Source organism: Undibacterium sp. 5I1 (genome assembly GCF_034314085.1).
In the GTDB taxonomy this organism is placed as follows: Bacteria; Pseudomonadota; Gammaproteobacteria; order Burkholderiales; family Burkholderiaceae_D; genus Undibacterium.
In genome coordinates, this window is sequence record NZ_JAVIWI010000001.1 from 99,391 (window position 1) to 117,620 (window position 18,230).

Below are 18,230 nucleotides of genomic sequence, written 5' to 3' on the forward strand. Positions count from 1 at the left end.
TAATTAATTCATCGATCATCATTACTTTCCTTTACTCCTATTCTTCCTTCGCTTTATCCTTAAATAAGCGGTAGCTCAACGGCAGTAACAGCAGAGTGAAAAAAGTTGCTGAGACAATGCCGCCCACAATCACGACCGCGAACGGGCGTTGGGTTTCTGAGCCGATTCCGTGCGATAACGCGGCTGGCAATAAACCTAAACCTGCCATCAATGCAGTCATCAATATCGGTCTGAGCCGGCTTACCGCGCCTTCAATTGCGCTAGAAAAATCAGCACGGCTGGTTTTCTCAAATTCTAATATTTGCTCAAGCATGATCACACCGTTCTGCACAGAGATGCCCGCTACTGCGATGAATCCTACTGCAGCAGAAACAGAGAAGTGCAAACCCGCCAGTGCTAAACCAGCGATTCCGCCTATCATCGTAAAAGGTACCATCATCAAGATAAGCATTGCCATACGGATGGAGCGAAAGGCCCAGAACAGTAATGCAAAGATTAGGAAAATCGTTATTGGTACAATGATTTCTAAGCGCTTGACTGCACGTTGCTGGTTCTCAAACTGACCACCCCAGACGATGTAATAACCGGTCGGTAAATTGACTTGTTCAGCAACTTTTTGCTGCGCTTCTGCTACAAAACTGCCTTGATCCCGTCCTAACAAATTCGCTTTGACCGAGGCATTGCGGCCACCAGCTTCGCGGCTGATACGTGCCGCACCCTGCCGCACCTCAATGCGCGCAAGATCAGCCAGATCAATCGTGCCTGCACCGTTAGGTAAGTTGATTTGCAGACTACCAATGCCATCTATCGATTCTCTGTAGGCAGCTTTTAATCGGATGGTGATGTCAAAGCGTTTGTCGTCTTCATAAAACGTACTGACGGGTGTGTCGGCTAAGGCGGTCTGTATCGTATTATTGACATCCGACACGTTGATACCTAAGCGTGCAATTTTTTCTCTGTCAATCACAATATTGAGTTGTGTTTGACCACCGCTTTTGATCGCATCTACATCGCTTGCGCCACGAATGCCTTTGAGTATTCCAGAAATCTGCTCACTCTTTTGTGTCAGGATATCCAAGTCTGGACCAAAAATTTTGACCGCGATTTCACCTTTGACGCCCGATAGAGCTTCTTCCACATTATCTTGTATCACTTGGGAAAAATTAGTCGGCACGCCTGGTAGTGTCCCGATCTTGGCGGTCATGCTTTCGATCAGACTTTCTTTATCGGCGAACTTCCATTGATCATGTGGTTTTAGATCAACCAGTATTTCCATACTGTTAGGACCTTTCGGATCAGTGCCATCATCTGGGCGGCCGACTTGGGATACCACGGTGCTGACTTCGGGATAACTCAGCAAAATAGCTCTGACCTGACGCTCTACTTCACGCGTTTTCTCTAGTGCAGTGGAGGGCGGTAAGCTGACGGTCAACCAGATATTTCCTTCATCCAGCTTAGGCAAAAATTCACTACCAAGCCGGGGCGCCAGTAACAAAGTGATCGCAAGTACGATGCAAGATACGATCATGACTGTGCGTTTTTGTCCATCAGCTTTGTAGAGTAGCTTGCGGTACCAGTCCTGTATGGCTTGCATCCAGTTGCTATGCTTTTCTGCCAGGCTATGACGCTTCATCGTCAGCGCCAGTAAGGTCGGGATCAGGGTCATGGTTAAAATCAAGGCACCCAACATTGCAAAGCTTAACGTTAAGGCGACAGGTGAGAAGATTTTTCCTTCAACCCGCTGGAAAGTAAAAATTGGAATAAACGCCAGAATGATGATGGCTTTGGCAAACAGAATAGGGTGTCCCATTTCAACCACGGTTTTTTTCAGTACCTGTTTGCGCCAGAGGAAGAGATTACTCTGATGTTCTAAATCATGGTGTTTCAGGGCCAGCCTCACCATTAATGCTTCGACCAGCACGACCGCACTATCGATGATGATCCCAAAGTCTACTGCCCCCAAAGAAATCAGGTTGGCAGGAATCCCTTTTAGATCGAGCATGATAAAAGCGCATAGTAGGGATAGCGGTATCACCGTTACCACGATTAACGCAGCGCGCCAATTGCGTAAAAACAGGATCAATATCGTCATCACTAATACCGCACCGACGACTAAGTTTTCAAATACTGTTTTGACCGTATGGTTGAGTAGCTCGGTACGATCATAGATCTGATGCAGACGTACACCTTTTGGCAACTTGGTATTGACGACTTCAATTTTTTTCTTCAGATCAGTAATGATCTTGGCCGCGTTACCGCCTTTGACCATTTGCACGATGCCAAGAACATAGCTGTCACCTTGGTTATAAGAGATGTTGCCAGAGCGTGGGCGGCTACCAATTTCTACATCGGCTACATCCGAGAGTAATACTGTCTTGCCGTTTTTTGCATTGACAATGACGCGACCAATATCTTCTTTATTGTTGAATAAGCCGACTCCGCGGACGATCAGCGTTTCGTCACCACGACGAATAGCGCCGCCACCAACGTTAACATTATTATTTGCCAGTGCTTGATTGACTTGGTCTAGAGTGATGCCATAACGTCGTAAGGCATTAGGATCTACCTGGACTTGGTATTCTTTTACAGTGCCACCAAAACTGACGACATCTGCAACACCTGAGACGATTCTTAATTCAGGCCTGACGACCCAATCTTGTAAAGTGCGGATGTCGTTTTCTGACATGCCTGCCGGTGCATCAATCACATAACGATAGATTTCACCAACCGAGGTCGTTAACGGTGCAATGCTGGACTGAATGCCATTCGGTAGTGTTACGCCTTGTAATTTTTCCAGTACTTGCTGGCGCGCAAAGTAGTCGTCCGTACCGTCATTAAAGGTAATGGTAACAACCGACAGACCGATAATCGATACCGAGCGTACTTGAGTCTGGCCTGGCACACCACTCATCTCGCGCTCTATCGGTAAGGTGATGGCTCGCTCAACTTCTTCCGCCGCTTGTCCCGGGAATTGAGTGACAATTTGTACTTGTACATCCTGCACATCGGGGAAGGCTTCAATCGGTAAGTTGCCTAGTGCGCGATAGCCAAATACAACTAGCGCTACTGTCAGTACTAATACAAATACGCGCTGAGTCAGAACAAAATCAACAAACTTATTGAGCATGAGAAGCCACCTCAGCATTGAGTAACAAGCTGCCTTCAGTGACTATCCGTTGACCCGCATTTAAGCCGCTATCGACATAGCTATTTTTCTGGCCACGTCGAACAACGTTGACACGCTGTTTTTGGAATTCACCTTCTTTTTTCTCAACAAAGACATAGCTATAAAGCCCCTCCGCGATCAGGCTTGTATTCGGCACCTTGATGGCTTTTTTGTCGCTGTCACTGAGAAAAGAAATTCGGGCGAACATCTCAGGACGTAGTTTTTGATCGTGATTAGATAATACGCCGCGCACTTGTATGCGTCTGGTGTTCGGGTCCAATGCTAAGCCGACCCGATCTACTGTGGCGTCGAACAATTGATCTGGATAGGCATCAAATGACATTGCCATTTTTTGGCCTGGATGAATGCTGGCGATGTAACGTTCAGGTACATCAATCAAGACCCACAGTTTGCTTAAATCACTAATCACGAATAATGAATTTGGTGCATCAGGACGCACCTCCATACCGGGATTGATTTGTTTGTCTGCAACCAGGCCAGCGATCGGCGCTTTTAATGAGAACTTGCCGTTTTCGTTACCGACTGCGTTCAGGTTGCGCATATGCAGGCTGCACCGCTTAGTTTCTGCTACGGCTTGTAAAAAATCGGCTTCGGCGGATTCAAAATCTTTGCGCGCAATGACTTCGTGCTCGAACAGATTTTTTGCCCGGTCAAAGGCTAATTTCTTACGTTGCTCATCCGCTTTTGCTTTAGCCCAGTCGGCATCTGCAGTGGCTAAATCTGGTGAGTCCAGTTCAGCCAGTGATTGGTTCTTTGCTACTTTGTCACCTGCTTCAACATGCGATGACAATACGCGTCCAAGAACGGGGGAGCTTACTCGTGCGGTGACGTTTTCGTCGTAGGCTATTTTGCCATTCATCGCCTCCGCGATTGGAATACTAACTTCGCTGACGGCGGCCACTTTGATTGAAGACAGTTGAGGTGCATTGTGGGGGTAACTAATTTTCCCTGTATCGGGCTTTACATCTGACTTCGATCCAGCTGATAAAGTAGCTGGCGAATCAGTTTTTTTCTCTGTTGCTTTAACGGAGGTAACGATATAGCTGGTGGCACAAACTACGATGACGGTTACTACAATACCAAAACCCAAATTAATTATTTTATTGCGCTTCATTTCTTTTCTTCTTCCTCTATGCTGATACGCAGGGCAGCCTGCACCTTGGCAAAATCGGCTTGGGCATTAATCGCATCCATCTCAATTGCACGATAAGTTCGCCTTGCATCAAGCACATCCATCACACCAAGCGCACCATTTTTAAATGCGAATTCTGCCGCCTCGGCAGAACTGCGGGCAGCGCTCAATAACTCGCCTTGGAAACGTGCATTCATCTCCTTCGATGCCTGAGCAGATTCGATTAACAGTACCAGCTCATTACGCGCTGCTTCTTTAGTTTTCTCTAAACTCTCATTGGCGGCATCTACTGCGCTCTCTGCTGCGCGTATTTCGCCCTGAAATTCATAGCGCGTAAACAAGGGAATCTGTACGCCAAAACCGACACTGTTACCCGAGCCTTGAGGATTACTGGCGCTTACCGGGTAATGTTCAAATTGAACGCCGACGGAGATGTCTCTGGTTCTTGCTGCCAGCGCCAGCTTACGTGCAGCCAGTGCCGCATCTAGCCGGGCTTTTGCTGCTAATACATCAGGGCGCTTTTGTATGACCAAGTCCAGCGTATCTTGAGCATCCGGGAGTATTTGCGCTGGCCAATCGTCAATTGCATGCACGCTGGTAGCAGGTGCTGTCAGGCTTAATAAAGAAATCAGGTTCGTTTGTGCGTGCAACAGATCGGACGCCGCTTGTCGTGCGTCGTTGTCGGCTCGCAAAGCATCTACCCGGATTCTGGCAGCGTCTGCTCCTGCGATATCACCAGCTTTCTTTCTCTTATCGGCAGCGGCTTGTGTGATAGTGAACAAGTCTCTGGTCTCGTTGGCAACGCGTAGTTTATGTTGTGCTGCTATCAGATCAAAATACGCTGCGCTGACGATTTTCCTGGTTTGTCTGCGCACATCATGCCAGTCTTGGCGTGCTGCAGTCTCCAGATAGCTGGCATTCTCAATCCGTAAATCTCGTTTGCCGCCGCGCTCTATCAATTGATCTACTCTGATCGTACTATCGACAGTTTTATCTTTAGGTTTTCCTGCGCCGATTCCCAGTTTGGGATTAATACCAGCGGTTTGCAGCGTCAGCAAGGGATTAGGCGGCGCAGCAGCTATCGTTTTCATCGCGTTGGCAGTATCAATCGCAATATTGCCAAGCTTGAGATCGCGGTTGTGCTGCAACGCATATTCCAGCGCTTGCTGCAAAGTCAATCGGGGCAGTGACGATACGATCTCCTGCTCATCATGCGCTCCAGAGTTACGACTATTTTGGACGGAGGAGGTAGTGGCGCTATCGATTAAATTTGCGTGTGCTGTGATTGGTGCTAGCAGACTGATCGTAGCAAGCCCGATTAAAAAGACGGCAGATTGGGCTTGCCATGAGTTTGACGAAATCATTACGGTTTCTCTATACAAAAAGGTAGAGATGAAAAAGCATTTTTTTGCTTTTAAAAAAATATTGGAGCTAATTTGACGTCTGTTTTAACGCCATTATTAGTCTCTGTTTTAATGTCAGTTGTACTACGTGTATGAAGCGATTTCCTTCCGGTTTATTTGTATTTTTTTTGTCGTTATGAAAGCAAACATTATACTCAACTTCGCTAAGATGAAAGACATGAATCAGTCACTTTCGCCAGATATGGCCCAACAAAAATGTTTCCAAATGTTTCAATTTTTTTGTCCGGCTTACGAATAAATATTTTCGTAACAGGTGTTGGTAGTTGTTGATCTGCTTTGATGATGACAAAACAATGAGTTTGTCATCTGCTATTGACATAGCTAAATCAGCTTCTAGTGATTTAGAATTTGAGAAAGATTTTTAGTCTTTGAGTGAGGTGAATAATCAAATATTTTTGTGCCGGGTCAGAGGTTTATTTCACATTGATTGTTGACGATTTTCGTTTGCAAAAATAATGGATTTTTAGTGACCTTGATTCAATCAAATATGCCAAGCGCAAAAAATCAGTCAATAAAAAAGCGCCGGTGATTGTTTGTATTAAACAATCACCGGCGCTTTTTTACTTTTATTTCACATAGCTAATGCATTTTAATGTGCGCTTTATTTCATCATCTGACATTGGCGTAATTCACAACGCGCCATAAACGTGCCGCCGCCTTCACAGCTCATACGATAAATTTCTATTGGACCAGGTGGCGTCAGCAAGCCCGCTCCTTGCCCTCCATTGCAGTTATTTTGTTTCGCTAGTTTCTCTACCGTCACCGATGAACTTCCAGGACGGAATTCTACTTTTTGCAGCGACGCAGTTCCATTGCCATCCATTATTTGACTAGAAGCCCTGTTGCTGGATGACGCGAACTTTGTGCTGTAGGCACCGGATATAGTGATTAATTCAGAACCATTGACCCCAGCTTGACCCGTTGTTGCATCGACCAATTGCAATTTGCTGCCCGCCGATATAAACCCTAATTTGACTTCTTGCCAGACAAAATAATTTTTCCCGGCTTCAGTCATAATACTTAAAACTGATTCGTTTTCTGCTTTTGATGCCAACTTGTGTTGACCAGGATTAACGCTGACTAACACGTAACTTTTTGACGTAGTCTGGCCGATTTCTTTTCCGTCGAGTTCTACCGGCATTTTGCTGACGGCACCAAAGAGCTCATTGCGATAAATGTAGATATTGGCTTGGCTTGGATTAGTTTTAAAGGTTTTAGCTCGTACATCCTGCTCTTGGCTGGCCATTTGTACCGATGCACAACCAGTTAACAGGCCGGAGGCCAAGCTAGATAGCGCTATTACGCTGAGTGTAAGTAATCTGAGTGATCTGAAAGTGCCGAGCAAACGTTTCATGTTTTTCCTGTTGATAAAAATAGCGCTCCTATTTAAGCAAATTCTTGCTGACATGAAAAGCTAAATGTTACAAATGGAGAAATGCTTGCACGACGCTTTGGTGTCGCCGCCACAAAGTTGGCGTTTAGTTTCTGCTTAATTACATTTAAATTTGAATTAGCTTGCATCTGTAGAAAAAAATTATTAGGGGATATGCTTTTGATTTTTACGGATAAATATTTAATGTTTCGTTTGAGACACAAAATTTCACGAATTTCGCCAACTTTTTTTGTAAATTCACCTACACTAAAGTTGTAGGGTGCATAAAAGCAAAGTGTCGGAACTCTAGTTAGCTTGCTTTGTCTATCAGCTTATCGGTCTATCGCTATCAAAGGAGATCACTATGAAAATCTTTGACAACTACACAGCACGGTATGAGAGGACTCGTGAAGAAGAATATTCTTTGCCAGAGTTCTTAGAATTATGTAAGAAAAATCCATTGGCTTACGCCACCGCCCCCGAACGCATGCTGGCCGCGATCGGTGAGCCAGAAATGGTTGATACGCGTCATGATTCCCGACGTTCACGCATCTTCTCCAACAAAGTCATCAAAATTTATCCCGCCTTCCGAGAATTTTATGGAATGGAAGAGGTGATAGAGCAAGTCGTATCTTATTTCCGTCATGCTGCACAAGGCTTAGAAGAGCGCAAACAAATCTTGTATTTGTTAGGCCCCGTCGGTGGCGGTAAATCTTCGATAGCCGAAAAGCTGAAGTATTTGATGGAGAAAATTCCGTTTTATTGTATTAAGGATTCGCCCATCAACGAATCGCCTTTGGGCTTGTTTGATGAGGCTGAGGACGGAACGATTTTAGAAGAAGATTTTGGGATCCCACGGCGCTATTTACGCAATATTCCTAGTCCTTGGGCGGTTAAACGCTTGCATGAATTTAATGGTGACATTAATCAATTCCGTGTGGTCAGGCGCTACCCATCTGTATTGAAACAAGTAGCGATTTCTAAGACCGAACCTGGCGATGAAAATAATCAGGACATTTCTTCTCTGGTCGGCAAAGTAGATATCCGCAAGTTAGAAGATTATGCACAAGATGATCCCGATGCCTACAGTTACTCGGGTGGCTTGTGTCTTGCCAACCAGGGTTTGATGGAATTTGTAGAGATGTTTAAAGCGCCAATCAAGGTGCTGCATCCATTGCTGACTGCGACGCAAGAAGGTAATTTTAAAGGTACTGAAGGCTTTGGCGCGATTCCGTTTGAGGGCATTATTTTGGCGCACTCAAACGAATCTGAATGGAAAACTTTTAAGAACAATAAAAATAATGAGGCTTTTTTAGATCGTATTTATATTGTCAAAGTACCGTACTGCCTGCGGGTCAGCGATGAGGTAAAAATTTACGACAAGCTGGTACGTACATCTTCATTGTCCGAAGCACCTTGCGCGCCGGGCACATTAAAAATGATGGCGCAGTTCGCCGTATTATCACGGCTGAAAGAGCCGGAAAATTCCAGCATCTTTAGCAAGATGCAGGTCTATGACGGTGAGAACTTAAAAGACACTGACCCCAAAGCAAAATCGCGTCAGGAATACGCGGATTATGCCGGCGTTGATGAGGGAATGAATGGACTTTCTACCCGTTTCGCTTTCAAGATTTTATCGAAAGTATTTAATTTTGATAATACCGAAGTAGCTGCAAATCCCGTTCATCTCTTGTACGTACTGGAGCAGCAAATTGAACGTGAACAGTTTGCCCCAGAAACGGAGCAAAAATATTTTTCCTACATTAAAGAATATTTAGCACAACGTTATGCAGAGTTTATTGGTAAAGAAATTCAAACCGCTTATTTAGAAAGTTATTCCGAATACGGCCAGAATATTTTTGACCGTTATGTAACCTTTGCCGATTTCTGGATACAAGATCAAGAGTTCCGCGATCCTGATACCGGTGAAAGTTTTGATCGTGATGCACTAAACAATGAATTGGAAAAAATTGAAAAGCCAGCAGGCATTTCCAACCCTAAAGACTTTAGAAACGAGATCGTCAATTTTGTGTTGCGTGCCAGAGCACAGAACGCTGGTAAAAATCCTACCTGGACAAGTTACGAAAAATTACGCACGGTCATAGAGAAAAAAATGTTCTCTAATACCGAAGAGTTATTGCCAGTCATTTCATTCAATGCCAAGGCGAGCGCCGACGATGCTAATAAGCATCAGGAGTTTGTGTCGCGTATGGTTGCAAAAGGCTACACGGCCAAACAGGTACGCTTGTTATGCGAATGGTATTTGCGAGTGAGAAAGTCTTCTTAAGCTGAAAGCCGTGATGATTGGGCTGATTCAATCTAGGTGAGGTTTTAAAACAGTATCTTTACAGGAGACCGCTTTGGTTCATCTGATAGATAGACGTGTACAGGGAAAAAATAAATCTGCCCCAAATCGTGAGCGGTTTTTGCGGCGCTACAAAGGGCAGATTAAAGAGGCGGTTGCACGCGCGATCAAAGGGCGTTCAATTACTGATTTTGAAAATGGCGAAAATATTCGCATTCCAGTTAAGGATGTAAGTGAACCTACCTTTGGTCATGACAGAGGTGGTGTGTGGGAGACAGTGCAACCTGGTAATCAAGAATATCTAAAAGGTGATCAGGTTGCCCGGCCCAAAGGTGGTGCAGGATCAGGAAAAGGGCAAGCCGGTAATAGCGACGAGTTAAGTGAGGATGATTTTGTTTTTCAGCTTAGCCGTGAAGAATTCATGAATTACTTTTTTGAAGATCTGGAGCTGCCAAATCTGATCAAAACTCAACTGGCATCCACCACTGATTTCAAAAGCCAGCGCGCCGGTTACAAAACCTCAGGCACCACCTCCAGCTTGCATGTACTCCGTTCTTTACGCGGCGCTTTAGGGCGGCGTATTGCCGTCGGCGGCAGATCTGCAAGACGATTAAAACAAGCAGAAGCCGAAATGGCAGATTTGTTGCAAACGGTCTCCGACATGGCGGATGAGCGCATCGTGTTGCTAAAACAAGAGATACATCATCTGCGTACTCGTTTGTTGGCAATCCCATTTATTGATCCGTTTGATTTGCGCTACAGCAATCGCATCAAAGTACCGAAACCCTCTACGCAAGCTGTCATGTTTTGTTTGTTGGATGTATCGGGGTCTATGGACGAACAAAAGAAGGAAATCGCTAAACGTTTCTTTATTTTGTTGTATCTGTTTTTGACCAGAGCGTATGAAAAGATTGATGTGGTGTTTATCCGTCACCACACAGCTGCATTAGAAGTGGATGAGAATGAGTTTTTTCATTCACGCGAATCAGGCGGCACCATCGTATCTTCTGCTTTGCATTTGCTGACCAAGATCATCAAAGAACGTTATCCCAGTGGTGATTGGAACGCCTATGTAGCGCAAGCCTCTGATGGCGATAATTGGGATAATGATTCTATCGCCTGCCGCCAGTTATTGATCAATACAATTATGCCGCTGGTTCAATACTATGCTTACGTAGAAATCACCGAGGGCGACCCCCAAAATTTATGGGAGGAATACGCCCAGGTAACAGATCATCATGCGCACTTTGCGATGCAAAAAATTCGGACACCGGCGGATATTTACCCAGTGTTCAGAGAGTTGTTCAAGAAACAAAGCAAATGAGGTCGGCCATGGACAGCGACAAAAACCATACCGCAATTAGTAAGACAGAAAGCACTGGTGAAGTGAATGAAACCAGTGATGTCAATGCTAACAGTACCAACCGTGCCAATGTAAACGGCGCTACTATACCGACTGACGGAGTGCGTCCTAAAAATCCTCATCGCTTGCCAGAACAGTCCGAATGGACGTTTGAGTTAATCGAACAAGTGCATGATGAAATCCGTCGTGTTGCACAATATTTTCACCTCGATACTTATCCTAATCAATTAGAAATCATCACCGCAGAGCAAATGATGGATGCTTATGCATCCGTTGGTATGCCGGTCTCTTACCACCACTGGTCATTCGGTAAGCATTTTGTATCGACTGAGAGAAATTACAAACGTGGCCAGATGGGTTTAGCGTATGAGATCGTGATTAATTCTGATCCTTGCATCTCCTATTTAATGGAAGAAAATAGTTTGACCATGCAGGCTTTGGTAATTGCCCATGCTGCGTATGGACATAATTCTTTTTTTAAAGGGAATTATTTATTCCGGACCTGGACTGATGCCGATGCGATCATTGACTACATGGTATTCGCCCGAAATTATGTTAGCGATTGTGAGCAGCGCTATGGTGTAGAAGCGGTGGAGTTATTGCTGGATTCTTGCCATGCTTTACAAAATTACGGAGTCGATCGTTACAAACGTCCCGCTAAATTGTCGCTGGCAGAAGAGCGAGAAAAACAAGAAGAGCGCGAGCGATATTTGCAATCACAAGTTAATGACTTATGGCGCACTTTGCCACGCCGCGATGAGACAGTAGCGAGTGAGGAAGTGCTACGCTTTCCTCACGAGCCGCAAGAAAATCTACTCTACTTTATTGAGAAATATTCGCCTTTGCTAGAGCCGTGGCAGCGTGAATTAGTGCGTATTACACGCAAGATTTCTCAGTATTTTTATCCCCAACGCCAAACCCAGGTAATGAACGAAGGATGGGCAACCTTTTGGCACTACACGATTTTGCATCAGCTATATGACGAGGGCATTGTTGGTGATGGTTTTATGATTGAGTTTTTACAAAGTCATACAAACGTCGTTTATCAGCCGCCTGTGACCAGTCGTCATTTCAGTGGAATTAATCCCTACGCGCTCGGTTTTGCGATGATGCGTGATATCCGGCGTATTTGTGAAAATCCAACTGAGGAAGATAAACATTGGTTCCCGGATATTGCTGGCAGCGATTGGCAAAAGACGTTAGATTTTGCGATGCGTAATTTTAAGGACGAAAGTTTCATCGCCCAATTTTTATCACCTAAATTGATACGTGACTTTCACTTCTTTGCGGTATTGGATGATGATAGCCAGGATAAATTAAATATCTCTGCCATCCATGATGAAAATGGTTACCAATACCTGCGCCAGCAATTGGCAGGACAATACAATCTGGGTAATCGTGAGCCTAATATTCAGGTCTGGTCCGTAGATTTGCAAGGCGACAGGGCGCTGACGCTGAGGCATACCGAATATCAACGGCGTCCGTTAAATAAGCAAACCGATGAAATGCTCAAACACGTAGCGCGCTTGTGGGGATTTGATGTGTATCTGGAGACCGTCGATACGCAAAATAAGATATTACATACACAAGAATGTAAATGGGAGAAACGTAGCCGCGTACGTTAACTCCGATTGATTCACGTTAAGTAATTATGGTGCTCTGAACAAGCGCCATAAAATGCAAATACCCTAGATTAACTTAGATTAAATTTGCAACAGCCCTCAATTAATGTCGGTCTATCGGATAGAATAAGCGCAGCACTGATGCGTATCCACTGTGCGATGCAGCAAGCATCGTTAAGAAAAACATCAGAATTCTCTCAGCTAAACCATTCGACGGAGTGTGCAAGATGTACCTCGACCATCCAAAAATTTCTGCAACCCACAGTGAGACAGAGCCGGACAGGCTGGAGCGTTTATACCGAGTATATGGCTACGCCATTGGTCTGGCGGATGTTGATGGCAACACCACTTGCATTACCAAGTTAGCCAAAGTCCATGATCACAAAGGTACGTTGATGGTGATCTGGCATGTTGCACCGACCGAAAAAGAAAAGCAGTATTTTGTCCGCGCCTGGCAAAGTAAAGTAGGCGATGAATCCTCACAGGTAGAACACGCGTTGATGTTAGCTGAGACGCCGATAACAGCGGTCGCAGCTTGATTGGTTTTAGGCCGAGTAGCTGAGCTTATTTCTTTATAGAGTTTAAAAAAAGCGCCATGCAATCTTACTTGCATGGCGCTTTTGCGTAAGTCCAAATTTTTAATGCAATTTCAAATCCACTAGCAAATCAGAAATTCCCGTCCAGCCAATTTCAATACCAATACAAAGCAAAATAAAAGCGGATAAACGCAACAAAACGATCGCTCCGATATCACCTAAAAATCGCTCCATATTGCGGGCAAAGCGATAGCACAGATAGATTACCAAAGTTGTCAACAAAACCCCAATAGCAGAAGCGATACTGGTAATCAGAAAATCCACCGGCTTGTTTGGCATTTGCGTGCCCAGTGTGACCGATGCCGCAATCGTTCCGGGACCGACCGTTAACGGAAAACTAAAGGGATAAAAACTACGACGACGCAATTCTTCTTTGCTCCATATACCTATTTGTGACTCGGCAACCGAAGTGCGCAACTTATCTTGCTCTTGGTCATTCAATAGCTTCCAGCCTGCCATCGCTACGACTATCCCACCCGCTACCCGCACGATAGGGAGTGAGATACCGAAAAAATCCAGAACATAAGAGCCGATAAAAATCGCCCCCATCAACAAGAAAAAACAATTCAGTGCAATGCGCTTTGCCAGACGACGAGCAACAATCGTCTCAATCGGCCCGGTCATTGAGAGAAAAATCGGCGCAATCGCTATCGGATTTAAGATGGGCAGCAGCGTGATCGGAACCACGATCAAGGCCTTAAAAAAAACAATCACTGAAATGCTCATAACAACTCCTGAAAAATCTGAGCCTTGATTATAAAGTTGTATTGAGGTTTAAAGCGAATTTGCGTTATTTATAGATTTCAAAAATAGTAGTCCAATCATTCTGGGGCTTGTAGCGCGAAAATGGCCTGGAAGCCGCATAATGATTGGACGATGCTTTTTTTAGGAAATGTCTAAAATCTATTTGTTTGCTCTTCGCTTCTGTGCAGTGATCATCGCTAGCAAGCGATATTCTTAAACCCAGATTTTCCATTAGACCGCTACCACTTCGCAAAAAACGCAGACGGCGTGCGGTCTTCAGAGGGATAGCACCACCGCGATTTGATTGGGAGCGCTACAGCGATAATTGCACCTTTGGCGAACTGCCTGGCGTTGTTGCTCCTCCTAGCAAGATGCAGCTTGCGTCGTCGTCGCGTCTAGCCAGTCAGTCCGCCAAAGGCGCACTTGTCGCTGTTCCAATGGAAAATCTGGGTTTAAGTGATAGCAAAAGTCCGGAGACGTTTGTTAAATCATGAACGCCGCTGGATTCTTGCTAACAGCACGCAGGAATGACATGCTTAGAGCTTACCTTTATTTAGTTAGTGATCTGTCTTGCACTCAATTGTTTTCACATTACAGGCTGTCTTTGCCACAGCAGTGCACCTGCTTCTAAACTTAAAATGATTAAGAGGCTCATTCCCAGAGTGGGTAAGAAAATACCCAATCCCAGCAAACTGACCCACATCCACCAGGGGACGGCACGTATATGATAGCTTTGGATTTTAGGCGCAGAAATGGATCTTGCTTTGCGGCGTTGTAGCCACATCACATAGCCTGAAATGACGGAGAACATCACGCTTAATCCTACTAACACCAGTAGAGCTTGATTCCACCAGCCAAACTCACCGCGATGGAAAGCGATACCAACTGCGGTGGCGCGTGCCAGGGTCGGTAAGCTTGCCCAGTCAGACTGGTATAAAGCGTTGCCTGCATAGGCATCTAATACTAGCTGAAATCGCTTTGCAGGTTGGCTACGATCATAGTTTTCTACACGCCAGATACCGCCCGAAGCTTTTGGTGGCGTCAATTGCATTTGTATATCGGGTGCGAGCTGTTTTGCCTTGGTATATATGGCTTGCAGGCTCAGTGCAGCAGCTCCATCAACTGGTACGATTGAGATCAGATTTTTGGGTGCTCTGGGCGAATTTTGTGATGTCAGGTTTTGAATCATGCGGAAATTTTCTCCCGCATATTTTGACCAGGTGATGCCGGTTAATAAGATCGTCAGTGTGACTAATCCTAAGGCAACGCTGACGATACTATGCAGATAGCGCCAGTTGGCGCGAGTATTTAGCGCGGTGTTATTTCCTGTCCACTGCAAGACGCTACGCCAACTTGCTTTGCCGCGTGGCCACCAGAGATAGATGCCAGTGATCATCATCAATAACATCCAGCTCGCTCCCAGCTCAATCAGCCAACGCCAGCCGTCACCTTGCAACATATTTGAATGCAGCTTGCGTGACCAGTTACGAAAACGATCCGATTCTGCCAATGCCCCTTGTACTCTTGCCGTGCCGGGATCAACATAGGCAACGATTGTTTCGGCAGCCGCAGGCTGGTTGGTATTGTGCTCTGAATGATCTGTCTTACTTTCCTTACTGATTTTATCGACAGGCGCTGGATGCTTGTGCTCAATATGATCACTGTGCTCGCTAGTGTTTGTTCCTGCCGGTACCGCCGCTATCGATGCTTTCGGTAATAGTTGCTCGCGCTCTTGCCTTGCTTCGCCAAAAACGATTTTGGTGGTTTCACCTTCCAGATACGCTGGGATGATTGTTTTGACGGTTTTTCCTGGCAACGCAGATTGTGCTGCTGCCAGTTGCTGGTCTAGCGGCAAGCGAGACATGATGCGGTCTACCTGATCTAAGTCCTGATATTTCCATGCTTCGATTTGCGGCGTAAAAATATATAAGATGCCGCTGACCGCAGCGAATAAAAGAATAGGTGCAGTCATTAAACCTGACCAAAAATGTAGTCGCCAAAAGATGCGATATAACATGGCTGCGGTGTTGCCGCTTGATGCTTCGTTAGTAGACAGATGAGTGCTCATATTATTCCTTGAACAAAAATAGAGCAGGGCATCAGCGCTGCTCCGTGCTACAAATTAAAATGCGTAACGGGCTTCGGCAAACAAATTGCGCGCTGGTAGAGGATGCGATTGATAAGCGCGATAATCAAATACGTTATCGATACCTGCTGCTAGTTCCAGACCTTTTGCTGGCTTAAATAACACCCGCAAATCTAGTTGTTTAACCCGTGATAAACCGCCATAGGTATCTGGATTGATATCGATATTCGTCATCTCGTTGTATTGACGACCGGAGTAGCGATAAGTCCCGGCGACACTCCATTTGTTGCTCGTCGCATAGCTTAGTGTGACGGCACTGCGCACACGTGGAATACGTACCCAGGTTTTTCCGACGGAGGCGATAAAATTATCATTCTCGATAATTTTACTGTCGTTAAAAGCCAGATTGCCATCCAGATTAAGGCCATTGATAAAGAGGTTGTCCATCTCTGCTGCCAACTCTATCCCTCGGGTGCGGACTCGTCCCACATTTTGTACATTGGTGATGTTAGGAAAAACAGCCGTATTGGTCTGGCTCCAGATAGTGTTGCGTATGTCATCCTGGAAAAGCGAAACCCGCAGGCTGGCATTGCGGTAGCGCTTTTCTAACATCAGCTCTACTGCATCGGATTGTTCTGGTTTAAGATTAGGATCATTCACGACGATGGCGCTACCTGATTGCGATCCCTGGAATAGTTCTGCCACGGTAGCAAAGCGGGTACCGCGACCTGCAGATAAACGCAGAGTCATATCGTCGGTGGCTTCCCATGCAAGTGATACTTTAGGTGAGGCGGCTGAGATAGATCGCTCGGTATAATTCTGGGTTGCGCCAGGGATAAACCGTTGCACGCCATTAAAGGCTTTCCAAGATTCTAGCCGCAAACCAAATGTGGCTCTCCAGTCGCTTGCAAAGCGCCATGCATCCTGCGCGTATAGCGCAAACAAACGAGTGTCGCCGCCAACAAATTGATTCTCTGCGCCTGCGCCAGTACGCCAGTCGTTGTTCAGGGTTTGAGTGCTTTGTTGTAAATGGTAATCGTTGGCGTGAATGCCAAAAGTCAATGCGTGTTTGCCATCGCCAAAATCACCCGCCACTGGTGTGTAGGCAGACTGGACTTCAAACGTACGAAAGCCTGTGCCATCTCGCAATACTGCGTTACCGGCACCGCCATTGGCCGCGATTGGGTCAGCAAAGTTAGCATTGCGTTGCAGGTCTTTAAGTATTCGATATTGACTGGCGACGACTGACATATTCCAGCCCGTCTGATAATGGGATTTGACGGTCAGACCCGCTTGCAAATGGGTTTCTGCACGGTTGTAAGGGGCAAAACTATTCGCCGGAATATCGAAGACGTTGCCGTTGTTGCTGACGCGCCCCGACCATATCCGATTGCCGTTTGCGTCGCGTAAAAAGCTGTTGTTGCGAGTGACGGTGTCATTCGTCCACCAGGCAAGCATTGCCTCGGCACTGATCGCTGACGTGATGTCGTAGCCGGCGACCGCTTTTGCAGTGGTTTGTACGGTGTGGTCAATTGCGCCAGCGTTGGCACCAAACACAGCGCGGGTTTGTCCGGTTGGTGCAGCATCGTATTGCACGCCAGTGACTGGCGTCGTTGGCTTGCTACCAGTAGGCGGGACAAAAATGCCAGCAGCATTGGCGTTGACTGTGTAGTACTGCATAGGGTGGCCGGTAGAATCCTGACGATTCAGCATCAATCGATAGGACCAGCCGGACGCCAGTTTGTCGCCCAATAAAACGGAGGCTTGGGTGTTCGTAAAAGTTTCGCTCTGACCATACGCATCGAAGCTTTCTGACTGTACCGCAAAGCGGGCTGAGCCTTCAAACGTCTTCGGTTTTTTCGTCGTCATTACCACTGTTGTGCCGATAGAGTTACCAGGATAAATAGCAGAGAAGGGGCCGTATAAAACATCGACGCGTTCGATTTCCTCAGGTGCGATCATGTTCCAGCGTGGCGCGTCAAAGCGTCCGAGGAAATTAGAAATCAAATAGCCATCCATAAATACCAGACCACGCGGTGCTTGTGTGGTACCAAAGCTACGACCACCTATGAGTGCGTTGCGGTCGCCGCTATAACGTTTGCGGATTGTGGTGTTGGGGAGATTGCGCAGGACATCCTCTGGATTAAAAACATTTTGCTGCTCGCGTAACTCTTGGGCAGTCATGCTGGCAGTGGTCATCGGCAGATTGGGTGCGAGCGGCAAGCGGTTGCCATCAATTGCCACCGACTGCAATTGCTGATCGCTGGCGACGCCTTGCGCGAGACTGCCCCCTGAGAAGGTGGTAGCGATGAGTAAAACTAAAGGTTTAAGGGATGATTTCATAGAGTTGAGTTAAATTTTTAAATGAGCTGTAAATGAGCTGTAAATGAGCTGTAAAT

11 protein-coding genes are annotated in these 18,230 nt (G+C 46.0%); 4 read left to right on the top strand and 7 right to left on the bottom strand.

From position 1 onward, the window contains the following. Positions 1 to 37: 37 nt before the first annotated feature. The 4 genes from RGU72_RS00415 to RGU72_RS00430 form a co-directional block, all read right to left on the bottom strand. Positions 38 to 3,127, bottom strand: a complete 3,090-nt coding sequence (locus RGU72_RS00415; RefSeq protein WP_322117856.1) for a CusA/CzcA family heavy metal efflux RND transporter — start codon at positions 3,125 to 3,127, stop codon at positions 38 to 40. Then, complete coding sequence (locus RGU72_RS00420) at positions 3,117 to 4,301, bottom strand: efflux RND transporter periplasmic adaptor subunit (RefSeq protein ID WP_322117857.1); 1,185 nt, start codon at positions 4,299 to 4,301, stop codon at positions 3,117 to 3,119. The genes RGU72_RS00415 and RGU72_RS00420 overlap by 11 nt, the downstream gene beginning before the upstream one ends. Beyond that, the gene (locus RGU72_RS00425) at positions 4,298 to 5,683 is read right to left on the bottom strand and encodes a TolC family protein (protein WP_322117858.1); all 1,386 of its coding nucleotides are present in this window, start codon (positions 5,681 to 5,683) and stop codon (positions 4,298 to 4,300) included. Before RGU72_RS00425 ends, RGU72_RS00420 begins: the two co-directional genes overlap by 4 nt. A 661-nt stretch (positions 5,684 to 6,344) precedes the next feature. Further along, positions 6,345 to 7,097, bottom strand: coding sequence for a DUF2846 domain-containing protein (locus tag RGU72_RS00430; RefSeq protein WP_322117859.1), 753 nt, complete (start codon positions 7,095 to 7,097; stop codon positions 6,345 to 6,347). 382 nt (positions 7,098 to 7,479) lie between these two features. Here RGU72_RS00430 and RGU72_RS00435 point away from each other — a divergent pair, with 382 nt between their 5' ends. The 4 genes from RGU72_RS00435 (at position 7,480) to RGU72_RS00450 (ending at position 12,944) form a co-directional block, all read left to right on the top strand. After that, complete coding sequence (locus RGU72_RS00435) at positions 7,480 to 9,402, top strand: PrkA family serine protein kinase (protein WP_322117860.1); 1,923 nt, start codon at positions 7,480 to 7,482, stop codon at positions 9,400 to 9,402. A gap of 73 nt (positions 9,403 to 9,475) precedes the next feature. Then, a complete protein-coding gene (locus RGU72_RS00440) occupies positions 9,476 to 10,744 on the top strand; it encodes a YeaH/YhbH family protein (RefSeq protein ID WP_322117861.1) in 1,269 nt (422 codons plus the stop codon). 8 nt (positions 10,745 to 10,752) lie between these two features. Continuing rightward, positions 10,753 to 12,408 carry a SpoVR family protein gene (locus RGU72_RS00445; protein ID WP_322117862.1) on the top strand — a complete coding sequence of 552 codons (1,656 nt, stop codon included), beginning with the start codon at positions 10,753 to 10,755 and terminating at the stop codon, positions 12,406 to 12,408. A gap of 224 nt (positions 12,409 to 12,632) precedes the next feature. Next, entirely contained in the window at positions 12,633 to 12,944 is a 312-nt protein-coding gene (locus RGU72_RS00450) for a hypothetical protein (protein ID WP_322117863.1), read from the top strand. Between the two features lie 99 nt (positions 12,945 to 13,043). On the opposite strand, the gene RGU72_RS00455 is transcribed toward RGU72_RS00450, so the two are convergent. From RGU72_RS00455 to RGU72_RS00465, 3 genes are all read right to left on the bottom strand, one after another. Beyond that, positions 13,044 to 13,727, bottom strand: coding sequence for a MarC family protein (locus RGU72_RS00455; protein WP_322117864.1), 684 nt, complete (start codon positions 13,725 to 13,727; stop codon positions 13,044 to 13,046). A 604-nt stretch (positions 13,728 to 14,331) separates the two neighbouring features. Then, positions 14,332 to 15,813: a PepSY domain-containing protein gene (locus RGU72_RS00460; protein ID WP_322117865.1), complete on the bottom strand. Its 1,482-nt coding sequence runs from the start codon at positions 15,811 to 15,813 to the stop codon at positions 14,332 to 14,334. Positions 15,814 to 15,867: 54 nt separating this feature from the next. Continuing rightward, positions 15,868 to 18,174, bottom strand: coding sequence for a TonB-dependent receptor (locus RGU72_RS00465; protein WP_322117866.1), 2,307 nt, complete (start codon positions 18,172 to 18,174; stop codon positions 15,868 to 15,870). Between the last annotated feature and the right edge of the window lie 56 nt (positions 18,175 to 18,230).